The 13937-nt window shown below is 50.1% G+C and carries 12 protein-coding genes and 1 tRNA gene; 6 read left to right on the top strand and 7 right to left on the bottom strand.

The annotated features are described in order from the left end of the window. The first annotated feature begins 344 nt into the window (after positions 1–344). Positions 345–1817, top strand: coding sequence for a peptidoglycan DD-metalloendopeptidase family protein (locus ACSTTO_RS06875; protein WP_439272413.1), 1473 nt, complete (start codon positions 345–347; stop codon positions 1815–1817). 117 nt (positions 1818–1934) lie between these two features. Here the strand turns inward: ACSTTO_RS06875 and ACSTTO_RS06870 are convergent, their stop codons facing one another. Beyond that, positions 1935–2798, bottom strand: coding sequence for an ATP-binding protein (locus ACSTTO_RS06870; protein ID WP_439272498.1), 864 nt, complete (start codon positions 2796–2798; stop codon positions 1935–1937). 396 nt (positions 2799–3194) lie between these two features. Here ACSTTO_RS06870 and yajC point away from each other — a divergent pair, with 396 nt between their 5' ends. From yajC to ACSTTO_RS06850, 4 genes are all read left to right on the top strand, one after another. Beyond that, on the top strand, positions 3195–3536 hold the full coding sequence (gene yajC / locus ACSTTO_RS06865; RefSeq protein WP_439272412.1) for a preprotein translocase subunit YajC: 342 nt from the start codon (positions 3195–3197) through the stop codon (positions 3534–3536). 312 nt (positions 3537–3848) lie between these two features. After that, positions 3849–6098 carry a protein translocase subunit SecD gene (secD, locus tag ACSTTO_RS06860; RefSeq protein WP_439272411.1) on the top strand — a complete coding sequence of 750 codons (2250 nt, stop codon included), beginning with the start codon at positions 3849–3851 and terminating at the stop codon, positions 6096–6098. A gap of 138 nt (positions 6099–6236) precedes the next feature. Further along, entirely contained in the window at positions 6237–6626 is a 390-nt protein-coding gene (locus ACSTTO_RS06855; protein ID WP_439272410.1) for an Mth938-like domain-containing protein, read from the top strand. A gap of 49 nt (positions 6627–6675) precedes the next feature. Further along, entirely contained in the window at positions 6676–7494 is an 819-nt protein-coding gene (locus ACSTTO_RS06850) for a phytoene/squalene synthase family protein (protein WP_439272497.1), read from the top strand. Positions 7495–7736: 242 nt separating this feature from the next. On the opposite strand, the gene tig is transcribed toward ACSTTO_RS06850, so the two are convergent. From tig to ACSTTO_RS06820, 6 genes are all read right to left on the bottom strand, one after another. Further along, positions 7737–9158, bottom strand: a complete 1422-nt coding sequence (tig, locus tag ACSTTO_RS06845) for a trigger factor (protein ID WP_439272409.1) — start codon at positions 9156–9158, stop codon at positions 7737–7739. 181 nt (positions 9159–9339) lie between these two features. Further along, positions 9340–9422, bottom strand: a tRNA-Leu gene (locus ACSTTO_RS06840). Between the two features lie 229 nt (positions 9423–9651). Beyond that, a complete protein-coding gene (locus ACSTTO_RS06835) occupies positions 9652–10233 on the bottom strand; it encodes a GDYXXLXY domain-containing protein (protein WP_439272408.1) in 582 nt (193 codons plus the stop codon). Positions 10234–10237: 4 nt separating this feature from the next. Then, entirely contained in the window at positions 10238–11428 is a 1191-nt protein-coding gene (locus tag ACSTTO_RS06830) for a DUF2157 domain-containing protein (RefSeq protein ID WP_439272407.1), read from the bottom strand. Between the two features lie 123 nt (positions 11429–11551). Then, positions 11552–12490 carry a sterol desaturase family protein gene (locus tag ACSTTO_RS06825; RefSeq protein ID WP_439272406.1) on the bottom strand — a complete coding sequence of 313 codons (939 nt, stop codon included), beginning with the start codon at positions 12488–12490 and terminating at the stop codon, positions 11552–11554. A 19-nt stretch (positions 12491–12509) separates the two neighbouring features. After that, entirely contained in the window at positions 12510–12977 is a 468-nt protein-coding gene (locus tag ACSTTO_RS06820; RefSeq protein WP_439272405.1) for a hypothetical protein, read from the bottom strand. 436 nt (positions 12978–13413) lie between these two features. On the opposite strand from ACSTTO_RS06820, the gene ACSTTO_RS06815 reads away from it, so the two are divergent. Continuing rightward, the gene (locus ACSTTO_RS06815; RefSeq protein ID WP_439272404.1) at positions 13414–13566 is read left to right on the top strand and encodes a DUF1127 domain-containing protein; all 153 of its coding nucleotides are present in this window, start codon (positions 13414–13416) and stop codon (positions 13564–13566) included. Positions 13567–13937: the final 371 nt, after the last annotated feature.

Raw genomic sequence — 13937 nt, 5'->3', positions numbered from 1 at the left:
ACGGGGTTAAATCAGGCTGACTTCATTAATATGGTATCTGTTTGATGAATCTTTTATTTTTTTTACACCAATTTTAACCAGCAAGTAACATTAACACGCTTTAATCAATCCAATGGAGCGGTTTGCGTTCTTATTGAATTTTGAGTTTGCTCTGGATTCTTTGAATGGCCGCATTGTCCTGTCATTCAGGTTGCACAAGCTGAACGGGACAGGCTGAGGAGCATTTCCGGCAAAAGCGCGAAGCGGTTTTGTGCCGGAGTAATGCGTAAACAAAGAATTGGAGCATTTCATTGCTTATGCAGAAAATGAAATGCTTTTGAGTTACGGGTATGGACGGGTTGAATATGCGTAAAAATGTTTTGCATCATACGTCCGAGCGTCTTCTGCGTCATGGCGCGGTCATTCTGCTTGCCGGAATGGTTGCAGGCTGCAGCGGGGATATGACACGCTTTACGGATGGTATTACGACCGGATCGACGAATAGCCAGCGTCCGATTATGCAGGCGCAGAATCAGTCCGTTCAGCAGATGAACGCGGACAGCTATCCGGTTATGCCTGCCACACAACGTGTTGTTTCGGGCAATGTTCAGCGTAATGAGCTGCCGCCTGTGGGCAGTGCCGCGCCGATGGGCGCTGCACAGGTTGCCCAGAATACGACCCGGAATGTGGTGCAGAATACGGTAAATACAGTTCATAATACCGGTCAGTCATTGTCTAATCAGGGGCAGCAAATTGCCGCTGCCGGCAGCAATGCGGGCAGGGCGGTTGCCGCTTCTGCCAATAGTGTTATGGTGCAGCCGGGAGAAACGCTCTATGGTGTTGCCCGCCGGTTGAATGTTTCGCCAAATGATTTGATGGCGGCCAATAATATCACTGATCCGAATATGCTGCGCGCCGGCCAGACCCTGACGGTTCCGGGTGTGAAGGCGGCTGCGGGCGGTTCGGTGGCCGCGGCAGGCAATAGCGGCGCACAGACATTGGGGCAGCTTAAATCTGCCGGCACACAGGCTGTTGCAGATGCCAAGCAAACAGCAACCAATAAAGTGAATACAGCTGTTGCCAATGCAGGCAGCAAGGTTGCGGCCGCTGCCGGTGGCTATACTGTGCAGAGCGGCGATACATTGCATGCTATTGCCCAGCGTTCCGGTGTTTCGGCTGCGGCTATCAAGCAGGCTAACGGCATGAGTGACGGCACAATCCGTGTTGGCCAGACCCTGATTATTCCGGCTGCGGCAAATGCGGCGGCAGTGCAGGTTGCAGCGGCAGCCAAGCCGGCGCAGGCTGCTGTTGATACAACTGTGAAAACTGCCTCCACGCCGCCTGCGGCTGCAAAGCACGCGCCTGATGGCAGTGTGAAGCCTTATACACCGCCGCAGACAAGCAATAAGGTGATTGAGAATGCCGAAAAAGATGTAGCTATGGCTCCGTCTGCAACCGGCATTTCGCAAATGCGCTGGCCGGTCAGGGGTAAGGTTCTGACCAGTTTCGGCCAGCGTGACGGCGGTACGATCAATGATGGTATTGATATTATGGTGCCGGAAGGCACGCCGGTTAAGGCCGCGGAAAATGGTGTGGTTATCTATGCCGGCGATGGTTTGAAAGAATTTGGCCAGACTGTTCTGGTGCGCCATGAAAATGGTCTGGTGACTGTTTATGGCCATAACAGCAAGCTGAATGTGCAGCGCGGCCAGAAAGTGCGCCGTGGTGAGGAAATTGCACGCTCGGGCATGAGTGGTAATGCCAAATCACCAAAGCTGCATTTTGAAGTGCGCAAGAATTCAACGCCGGTTAACCCTGCAAAATATCTTGAGGGCTAAAGCCTTTGCAAGCTAAAAATGCGAGGCGGTTTTGCCTGCATATAATGCGAGGGCTTAAAAAAATGAGAGCATTCCGGTTTGGTTAAAAAACACCGGAATGCTTTTTTATATGAATATTTATGCCTGTTGCAGGGTAATGCCGAGCCTGCCGGCTAAATCCTGCACAAATTGCCAGGCAACGCGGCCGGAGCGGTTGCCGCGCGTGGTTGCCCATTCAAGGGCTTCTGCATGAAGTTTCTCAGCCGGATAGTTAAAGTTGAAATATGCGGCATAGCCATCAACCATTGCCAGATAATCTGCCTGACTGCATTTGTGAAACCCAAGCCATAAGCCGAAACGATCGGAGAGCGAGACTTTTTCTTCTGTCGCTTCTGATGGATTAATGGCGCTGGAGCGCTCATTATCTATCATATCACGCGGCATAAGATGGCGGCGGTTGGAGGTGGCATAAAAAATCACATTATCCGGACGCCCTTCCACACCGCCTTCAAGGGCTGCCTTGAGAGATTTATAGGATGTGTCATCATGATCAAATGACAGATCGTCACAAAACAGGATAAAACGGTAATCGCTGTTTTTGATCATATTCATCAGCACCGGCAGGCTGTTGATATCCTCGCGATGAATTTCAATGAGTTTGAGCGGTTTTTGTGCGGATTGGTTGACAGCCGCCTGCGCGGCCTTGACCAGTGAGGATTTGCCCATGCCCCGTGCGCCCCATAGCAGCACATTATTGGCAGGCAGGCCGCGGGCAAAACGCTCGGTATTGCTCACCAGCTGATCGCGCACCAGATCAACACCGCGGATAAGCTCCAGATCAATACGATTGACTTTTTTAACCGGCGACAGTTCAAGCCGCGCGGGCTCCCACACAAATGTGTCGGCTGCTTCAAGATTGAGCGCCTTTGGTGCAGGCGGTGCCATACGTTCCAGCACAGCCAGTAATTTGTCCAGTTTATCGCTGAGAATTTGTTCAGTCATGTTCATTCAAAATGCCTATATGCCGGATTGATAAAAGCAATGCGCCTCTTTGCGATGAGCGCCGTGACGAGGGAGATTTCACTGCCGCTATCATGACTTTAGCAAGAATATTTGTTTTGAACAGTACCAATGGGTACGGTTTACAAGGTTTTATTTGTGTCATTTCAGAGGGGAGTTGATTGAAAAAAATCCGCTTGATCTGGTAAAGTGGTTCAAGAATTTGCATCTATGGTTGCATAACGGCATATAACCGTTGTAATGCGCAGTGAATAAGCAGATGTGCTGCCGGTGAAGCAGGCAGGCATGGCAGCATAATACCTCAAGCATTCAGGGGCTGAGGCATTAAGCTGTTGTCGGGCATCTGAAATTTTTACAGTTTGACGAGGAGTCACATATATGTTCGTAACCCCTGCCTATGCACAGGCTGCCGGTGCTGCCGGCGGCGCTGATATGCTGATGAGCATTCTGCCATTTATTCTGATTTTTGTGGTGATGTATTTTCTTATTATCCGCCCGCAGCGCAATCAGATGAAAAAACGCGCTGAAATGCTCAGCAATATCCGCCGTAATGATACAATTATCACAGGCGGTGGTATTGTTGCCAAGGTTACCAAGGTGATTGACGATAATGAGCTTGAGGCTGAAATTGCCGAAGGTATCAAAATCCGCATTCTGCGTTCTACTATTGGCGATGTGCGCACCCGTGGTGAGCCGGTTGCTGATAATAAAAACAAGTAAGCAACAAAAGCCTGCTATCAAACCCCGCTTCAGCGGGGTTTTTTATTGATTTTATGTAAGACAGGCATCTGTTTGCAGCATTTTTTAAGGCCGCTTTTGCGTAACCTGCCTTATAGGCATGTTTTACGATATCTTATGGAGGATGCTGCCTTTTATACGAATCACGTATAAGGGGCGGATAAGCGGAATTTACGAAAAATATTGCCTGTTTTACGGTAATTTTTATCTGTAGCCGCAGCGGAACATTTAATCCTGTCTGTCCTGTGTTTCATTGCGGGGCGGATTATCAAGTAACTCACGGATGGATTGCCGATGCTCTATTTCCCCCGCTGGAAATCGGTACTGATCTGGCTGGTTGTGCTGGCCGGTTTTATTTTTGCTTTGCCTAATTTCTTTTCTGCGCAGCAATTGGCAGGCTTGCCGGATGGTTTTCCCAAAGGGCAGCTTATCACCGGCCTTGATCTGACAGGCGGCACAAGAGTGGTTATGGCTTCGCCGAAGGCGACGACGCAAGACCTGCAAAAATCTGTTGTTGTCATGAATGCGCGGCTGACAGAGCTTGGCTATGATAATGCCCGTCTGGCCGTGCAGAATAAAAATCAGATTCGTGCTGAGGTGCCGGACGTTTATGATGCGCAGCTGATCAAGGATCTTTTGAGCCTGAAAGGGGAGATCAGTTTTTTACAGGCCAAAGAGGTGACAACACCGGACCCGCGCGCTGAGGGGCTGGTGCCGCAGGATTCAGAGGTTATTTATTCATTTGATGATCCGCCGGTCGGTTATATTGTTAAAAAGGCTCCGGTGCTTTCCGGTAGGGATATTGCTGATGCTGAAGTGGGTGTGAACAGCCGGCAGGATTCTGTGATTACCTTGTCCTTAACGGATGAAGGCAAGAAAAAACTTGCTGATTTTACCCGCAATCATATCGGCTCGGCTCTTGCCGTTGTTATTGATAATCAGATTGTATCGGCACCAATCATCCGCGAGGAAATTGCCGATGGCAGCTTGCAGATCAGTGGTGATTTTGATCTGGAAACGCTGAGCAATCTTGGCGTGGTGCTGCATTCCGGCCCGTTGCCTGCTGAAATGCAGGTGCTGGAGGAGCGCACAATTGCATCGGCACTCGGGCAGAATTATGCAAGCTATGGCTTTATCGCCGCTTTAAGCGCCCTGATTGTTGTGGCGCTGTTTATGATATTGTCTTACGGCTTGTTGGGGGTAATTTCCGCTCTTGCACTTGCTGTTAATGTGATGCTGGTGGTTGCTGCGGTTTCGGTTTTTGGCATTGCTGTGGGGCTCGCTACAATTGCCGGTCTGGTGCTGACAATCGGCATGGCGGTAGACAGTAATATTTTGCTGTTTGAAAAAATGCGCGAAGATCGTCGCAATGGTTATTCAGTGGTGCAGGCGATTGAGTCCGGTTTTGCCCGCGCGCGTGCCTGCGTGCTTGATGCCAATCTTACAACGCTGATCGCCGCACTGGTTTTGCTGCTGTTTGGCAGCGGCCCGCTTTATGAATTTGCGCTTATTGTAACAATCGGCGTGATCACCACGCTGTTTACCACTTATACTTTCACACGTTTGCTGATTTCTCTGTGGGTGCGTCAATCCAGGCCAACCACTGTTCCCGCGCGGGTGCTGAAACTGGTGCCTACCAATACAAAAATCGGCTTTATGAAGCTGAGCCGTTTGACGGCAGCCATTTCTGCTGCGGCCTGTGCGGCAGCTGCGATCCTCTATTTCAGCATGGGGCTTAATTACGGCATCGATTTTGATGGCGGCTCGGTTGTGGAATTGCAATCACGCGATGGCGCAGCCGATCTGGATAATATCCGGTTACGCTTATCTGAGCTGAATATTGACAATGCACGTGTGGTGCAGGGCAAAAATGCGCAATCGGCTGCATTGCTGATCGGTTCTCAGGATGCCGGTGATGATGCTGAACAGACTGTGGCGGTAAAATTGCGCGATGAGTTTGAGCAGGATTATGATTTTCAACGTGTTGAAGTGGTGGGGCCCAGCGTTTCCGATCATTTATCGAAAATCGGCAATGCTGCGCTCTGGCTGGCGCTGATTGGCGTGTTTGCCTATTTGTGGTTGCGTTTCCGCTGGCAGTTTGCTCTGGGGGCGGTGCTGGCAACGGTGCATGATATTGTGATTATGATCGGTGTTTTTGCGCTGTTCCGCTTTGAATATAATCTCTGGAGCCTTGCCGCATTGCTGACGGTTGTTGGCTATTCGCTGAATGATACGGTGGTGATTTATGACCGTGTACGCGATAATCTGCGCCGCTATCCGCATATGCGGGTGAGCATGCTGGTGGATGCGGCAATCAATCAGACATTGTCACGCACAATTCTCACATCGCTGGTTACATTGCTTGCCTTGATTCCGCTTTATATTTTTGGCGGAACGGATATTGGTTCTTTTGCGGTGATGATGGCGCTTGGCATTCTTATTGCCACTTATTCTTCTGTCTATATTGCGGGACCGCTATTGTGGTTGCTTGGTATCAAGCCATCAGATGTGCAGGACGATATGGAAAATCAGCCCTCTGCCTGATCACTGGCGATTATGCTATATATGTTTGGGATAATGGTTTTGCCCGCCGGTTTTTCCTGCGGGCAAAATATTCCGGGAAATTGCGATTTACCGCGCACCGTCTGGCAGGCGGCAGGATTTGAGTAAAAGAGAGATAATATGAGCATTGGGATTGAAATCCGCGAAGCGCATTTTCCGGGGCGCGCTCCGATAGATGCCTATGGCAATGGCGGATTTCGTTTTGCCGAGATGTCGCATCGCGGTTCTTTATTATGTCTGCCATCGGGCATACATGGCTGGGAGCCTAAAAGGCCGCCTGTGCTGGCTGCGGATGATCTGGCCATGATACTTGAACAGGCCAATGATATTGAGATCCTGCTGGTTGGCACAGGCATGGAGCTGCACCGCATACCGGAAGAAGTGCGTGCAATTTTGCGCGCGCATCGCATTGCGGCTGATCCGATGAGTACCGGAGCTGCGGTGAGAACCTATAATGTTTTGCTTGCTGAAGACCGCGCTGTTGCTGCCGCGCTCATAGCTGTGGAGTAACAGGGTGACAACAGCCAGTGAAAACAGGGAAACCCCTGAAAAAAGTGATGTGCATTATCAGCATTGCCTGCAATTATTGCGGCAAAGCGATTTTGACCGTTATCTCGCGGTGCTCTATGCGCCGGAAGATAAAAGACCGGCCTTGGCAGCCCTTTATGCGTTTAATGCTGAAATTGCGCGGATTCGCGATGTGGTGCATGATGCCTTGCCGGGGGAGGTGCGTCTGCAATGGTGGCGTGATCTTATCAACGGCACAGAGCATGGTGCGGCAACCGGTAATCCGCTGGCTGCCTTGCTGCTGGATGTGATCCGGGATTATCATTTGCCGCGCGGGGTTTTTGATGCCTATTGTGAGGCGCGGATTTTTGATCTCTATAATGATACCATGCCTGCACGCAATGATCTGGAGGGCTATTGCGGGGAAACTGCCTGTGCGATTTTGCAAATGGCCTGTATGATACTGGATCGTGAGGCGGCTGCATCATCGGCAGAATTATCGGGGCATGCCGGTGTGGCACAAGCGGTTGCCGGTTTGTTGCGGCTTATGCCGCTGCATCGTCGCCGCGGGCAAATTTTTGTACCGGCAGATATATTGCAGGCTGTCGGGGTGAGTGCGGAACAATTTTTGAAAAATGATCAGCAGGCTGCAAAGCGTGTTGTCAGTGCATTGGCGGCACTGGCGCGGGAGCATTATGCAGCTTTTGTAAAACAGAAACTGCCTGCAAGTCTCAGGCCGGCCTTTTTGCCTGTGCGCCTTGTGCCGCTGATTTTGCAACGTGCGGAGCGCAAAGCCGCACAGGTGGCTGAGCAGGGCGTTGAATTATCGCAATTGCGCCGTCAGTGGATTTATCTGAAAGCCTCGTTCTAAACGATTTTGATCTAAAATATTTCACGCTACGGCTTGCATATGCTTAAAGCGCGTTTTTTGCGCTTAATTTGAGCGCGGAATTCGGCATATAATTATTCTGCGGCTCTGGCAGCGATATTGTGGTGCTATGATAAAAAGAAAAACCCTTCAGTTTTAAGCGTAAAATGCACTTGAACTGAAGGGTTTTATTCGGAGCCGCATTGTTTGGGCAATGCGGCTTTTTTTAAAGCTTTGCGGGCTGATTATTCAGCTGCGTTATCAGCCTTTTTAGCAGCTTTTTTCTTCGGAGCTGCTTTTTTTGCCGGCTTCTTTTCTTCCGCTGCATTGTCATCTTCGTCAGCGGTCAGCTCTTCCTTGCTCACCTTTTTATCGGTGACGGAAATTGTGCCGAGCAGATGATCTACAACCTTTTCTTCAAAGATCGGAGCGCGCAGATTGGCCACTGCATCAGGGGTTTTGCGTAGGAATTCATAAACCTGCTTTTCCTGACCAGGATAACGGCGCACCTGATCATAAACAGCACGCTGCAGTTCTTCTTCGGTCACTTCCACGCCGGCTTTTTCACCGATTTCGGAAAGAACAAGACCAAGACGAACACGGCGTTCAGCAAGTTTGCGATATTCTTCGCGGGCTGCTTCTTCTGTTGTATCTTCATCTTCAAAGGTTTTGCCGGCCTGCTGCAGGTCAAAATTGATCTGCTGCCAGATATTGTTGAATTCAGCATTCACCAGACGTTCCGGTGTTTCAAACTGATATTCAGCATCGAGACCATCAAGAATCTGACGTTTTACCTTCTGACGGGTGATCTGGCCATATTGGCTTTCAATCTGCTCACGAACAACGGTGCGCAGACGATCGAGCGTCTCAATACCGAGTTTTTTGGCTACATCGTCATTGAGTTCCAGTTCACCGGGTTTGGCAACTTCCTTGACGGTAATATCAAAGGTTGCTTCCTTGCCGGCCAGATGTTCAGCACCATAATTTTCAGGGAAGGTGACCTTGATCTGCTTTTCCTCACCGGCTTTTACGCCGATCAGCTGATCTTCAAAACCCGGAATAAACTGGCCGGAACCGAGAACAAGCTGGGCATCATTATCTGCGCCGCCGTCAAAAGGAACGCCGTCCAGCTTGCCCACATAATCCATGGTCACACGGTCGCCATCTTCAGCCTTGCCTTTCTTGGTTTCATAGCTGCGGGCGGAAGAGGCAATGCGCTTAACCTGATCTTCTACTTCTTCATCAGAAATATCAACAATTTCACGGGTCACTTTCAGACCGGAAACATCTTTAAGCTCAATTTTTGGCAGAACTTCATAATTCATCGAAAATACGAAATCAGCCTTGCCGCTCAGAACCTTTTCGGCTTCTGCCTCATCTTCGCTCATCACAACTTCTGGCTGGGTTGCAGCTTTTTCGTTGCGGTCTGCGAGGATCGAACGGGTTGAATCATTGAGAATTTCGTTAACGATCTCAGCCATAAAGGACTTGCCATACATCTTGCGCAGATGTGCTACAGGTACTTTACCAGGGCGGAAACCGTCAATTCTGGCGCGACCGCGAGCAGTCTCAAGGCGCTCTGCAAGCTTTGCCTCAAGGTCTTGTGCCGGAACCACGACTTTGATCTCGCGCTTCAGCCCTTCATTGAGCGTTTCGGTAACCTGCATGTCCAAACCTTCACTTTTATCTTCGTTTCGCATACCGGCCGCACGACCAGCAGCCGCCGTGGCTGGCGAAATAATTGTTCTTTTTAGCTGTCACAGGCCGCGCCAGCAAGCGCAAGGGCCATGCAACTCTCCTGACCTTATATAAAGCCTGCCAATTAAGGCAGGAACTTTATATTATTATTGGTGCGGATAGAGGGACTCGAACCCCCACGGTCTCCCGCCAGAACCTAAATCTGGTGCGTCTACCAATTTCGCCATATCCGCATCTGAAACAGCAACACTCTTGAAAGCGCGCGTCTCTATAGCATCCAATTTTCAGGCTTCAAAGGGAAAAAACAGCCTTATGGCACGATAAGACACCGCAAAACACAGCATCTTGTCATTTCTTCCCTGTAAAACAGTCAAACGGGCTATCGCTGAGTCTGCTGCAAATTACAAGCCCGCAGCCATAAATGTCAAAAACGGGCTGTTTAAGGCATAAATGGCATCTGTCTTAAAATAATGGCTCCTTATAAAATGGTTTGCCATTTACCAGCACCGAGCGGATAGCGGCGATACCCTTATCATTAACCGAGAGGACAATATCAACAGTGCCCTCGGTTTGTGCCTGTTCCAGTGCCAGCCCTTCGCCTTCCGGCACATAATAACGCTCAATACCATAAACAACCGGTATGCGGGAATTTTCATCATAGGCCTGTATTGGCGCCTCAATCTCCCCGCGCAGAATTATCTCATTTTTCTCCGTTCTGTCCGGCATTGTAAATTGCGCACGCTGCAGCTTCCAGCTGTCATCCGGCTCTTTTGCAAGGATTACATAAAGATAATTCAACCCGCTTTTGTGCGGCGGCTCACCTCTGATCATGTTTACCGGTATGCGGGAAATATCATAAGACAGGGTCACATAGTCGCCGCGCATCAGATCCCGCGGGTCAACCGGCAGGCTGCGCAGTACCACTTCCGTGCCGTTGCGCAAAATATTGATGCGTTGCAATACACCGGCCAGCATCACCCCTGTTTGCAGCAATGCGGCAATCACAGCGGCAATCAGGAGCTGTTTTTTTGTCAAACTGCTCATTATGTCAGCCTTTCCGCATGGTGTGATCTGTTTCGGCGTGGCGCATATGTTTTTCCGTCCGCGTGACAATATAGGCCAGAGCCATAATCAAAAGCCCGCAAATCAGGAATATGCCGGAAGTGCCGATCATTGTTCCCGCGGTTACCGTTGCGAGATAGAGCACATGCAGCGAAAAACCGGTATAGGCAAACCAGCGCAGCTGGCCGCTTTTTTCGCCGGCGATAATTAAGGCCGCCACACTCACGCCGATAGCGGCAAGTGAATAAACTGCCTCTGTTCCGGTTTCGTAGTGACGAAACAGCCCTCTGTTCTCAACCTGAAAAATAAACAGCGCAATCAGCACCGCTGCCAGCCCGTAGCCGGCAAGCTGGGAGCCGAAGCCAAAGCAGAAACGATCAAAATCCGGCCAGCGCCCTTGTGCTACAATCAGTATAGCGCCGATGATAATCATCATTATGAGTATAAGACTGTTCAGCAGATCAAAATAAAGCACCAGCAAAAAGGCCAGAGTCAGCATTGCTGCAAGATGCATGGCTTTGCCGGCTTTTGTGTAAATCATTGTTATAATGCAGGCGGCAATATAAAGCGGCATTACCCAGCGATAGGATGCCACAAGATTAACCTGTCCGCTCATTTCCATCAGCACGGAATAGAGATAAAAGCCGCCAATACCGAGTGCCGTTGCGCATAAGATTGGCGCACGCAGCAAAACGGCTGCCACAAGCACGCCGATGCCCCAGGCAAGCGCCGCAGTCGTGGCATCGCCGGACATGTGATACATTTGCCCGATCAGGGCAATGCCCGCCCCATAGGTGATTGCTGCCAGAAGATAGAGCGCGGGCGCAAATATGCCTAATATATGAGTGTTATTTTTGCCGGATGCAGGATTATCAGGCTCAGAGCGGCTTACAGCGCGAGCCTGCAAGAACGCACCGCCAAGATAGCCGCCCCACATAATGGCAAGAATCAGCCCGACCCGCCCGATACGGGGAATGACATTCCAGTTGGCCGCAACAAACATGATAAGTGCCGCACCAAGCAGCAAGGCGCCCAGCAGAGCCAGCACGCCGCCGATGCCAAAGCCGCTTTTATTGGTTTGTATATCTTTGCGCAGGCGTCCGGCTGTTTGTGCATCCAGCAAGCCTTGCGCCTCCCACCGGTCAATCTGCCGGCTTAGTGAAACAAAAAAGGACAAATGATAATCCTGTTATCCGGTAATCGGCAGCGGAAGAACCGCCCATATTGCGCCAATCCAAAATGATTCTGATCATGCCTGATCTGTGACTGTGCCCAAAAATCAAAGCCCGTAAGCTGTAAATCATGACGGGTGATCAGGCAATCCCGGTTTTCCGGCCTCCTGCGGATGCTCTCGCACATAATCGGCTTTAAGATCCTGCGAGGTTTTGCGGCTGCCGTCATGGCTCCAGCCAGGTGGCGCCAGCATATACATCAGCCTTTGCCGCAAGGTCAGCTTTGGTGCAAAAACATCACGCAGCATGCCCGCCCATTCATGAAAAGCCACCCGCAGCGGATTAAATGTGCCCAGATTTTTCACAATGCCGTAGCGCGGCACATCTTCGGGCAATTCTTCAACAAAGGTACCGAATAAACGATCCCAGACAATCAGTGTTCCGGCATAATTGGCATCCAGATAACGCGGATTGGTGGCATGATGCACACGGTGATGTGAGGGGGTGTTGAAGATCAGTTCAATCGGCTTCCACATTTTGCCGATTGTTTCTGTGTGGATCCAGAATTGATAAATCAGATTAAAACCATAGACAAAAGCAATCACCGCCGGATGAAAACCCAGCAAGACCAGCGGAGCCTGCAAAATAAACATACCGGTAAACTGCCCCGTCCAGGATTGGCGCAAGGCTGTGGTGAGATTATAATGCTGGCTGGAATGGTGATTAACATGTTCTGCCCACACCCAGCGCACACGGTGTGCAATGCGGTGATACCAGTAGTAACGCAGATCATCAAAAATAAAGGCCGCCAGAAAAACCCACCAATGCAGGCCAAGATCAAAAAAACGGAATTGCCACACCCAGAGCAGGGCAGTAACGGAAACAAAGCCAAGCAGCAGGCCGGCCACGACATTGCCGGTGCCCATGAGCAGGCTGGTTAATGCGTCGCGGGTTTCAAAATCACCATTGCGGTGCCAGTAGCGCACGGCAATGAGCTCAATCAGGATCGCCGCCAGATAAAGCGGCACCGCAAGCAGCGTTACATCAAAAAATGCCGGTTCCTGCATGATGCATGCTCCTGTTTTGCTATATATCCCCTGTCAGCCGGTTATAAATATGATCGCGGCTCTCTTTGTCTGTAAAAATAAAATCAGCTTCCGGCCATGTAAAATCATGCATATGCAGGCGCAGGCCGGTATCGCCTTGTTTGCTGATGGTCTGAATATCGTGCGGCGTTAAAATGCGGGTGAGGAACTTGGCGCCGACCGCATGTATCAGCCCCGTAGCCGGTATATTCTTCTGTTCATTCGCTTTTGGCTGGTTATCGGATATAGTCGCCATCCGCTCCGGTAATGCAAAAAATGCCGAATGCCTGTCTTGCGTATAATAAATTTTTCCCGCCGGATTATATGGATAATCCTGCCGGAACCGCGCCAGCACATCCCCGTCACCGGTTAATACGCCCTGCTTGCTGCCGCCAGTATAATGAACAGCCAGCACAATGGTGAGAATACCGGCAATTATCATAACAATCAGTACCGGCAAACTTATCAAGCAGCGTTCCCCTTTATAAATAAGCTGTAATCAGCGCCGTCAAAGGCAGGTTCCCATGAAAGGCAGGCTGTTTCAACCATATAAAATTATGCTCCCGATCTGTCGGGCTTTTAAAGGGGGAGGGGCTTTATGCTTAATTTTCGTATCACCCCTTGAATTGTCATAAAATATACACAACCAAAGCGCGATTTATTTATAATGATCGCATCTATTATCCGCAGTAAAATTACAGCCGGTCATGTCTTTGCGCACAAAAATTACGCGCAGGTCTGATCATGGCTAAAACCAGGCAAAATTGCGATTTTAATCGTTTAAATAAGGTCTGCAAGCCCCGCAGAGGAGCTATGCATTCTTGTCTCTCCTCATTAAAGGGCAGGCGGGTTATATAAGGGACAACAGATTATACAACATATCAAACACAATCGAGGGTTTAAAAATGAATATCATCCGTTCTTTTAATAACTGGCGCCGTTACCGCGACACTGTTTCTGAACTCAACCGTTTGTCCAATCGTGAACTTGGCGATCTTGGTATTTCGCGTTCCGATATTCCTTATATTGCCCGCAAGTCCAGCACTTCAGGCCTTTAAGATTGTGCAGTCTGCGGTTGATGCGCAGGCTGTCTTGTGAGAATTCTCTGCGCTTTTGGCTCTTGCAGGTGAGGGCGCAGGGCAAAGTCCTTACATGGCCGGTGCTTTCCTCCTCCCGTTCCGGCCATGTTTAACTGCCTGCTATTGTTCCTCCCCCGTATTGCAGCAGGCAGGGCGCTGTGCGGAATAGTCCGCAAATCTGCGCCGGCCGATACATCCCCCTCCGTATCGGTTTAATCAAAAACGGCTCCGTCGCCTGTCCCTCCGGCGACGGAGCCGTTTTTTATTCAATTGTTTAATGATTGCCGCCTGCAAAAGCTTGTGATCAGCCATTCTGGCAATTGAAGCCCGGCCATAAAAGCGGTATTGGA

The organism is Pseudochrobactrum albidum (genome assembly GCF_051851455.1).
Classification (GTDB): domain Bacteria; phylum Pseudomonadota; class Alphaproteobacteria; order Rhizobiales; family Rhizobiaceae; genus Pseudochrobactrum.
The sequence above is the reverse complement of the archived record's forward strand: the minus strand, read 5'-3'. Positions and strand labels throughout refer to the sequence as shown.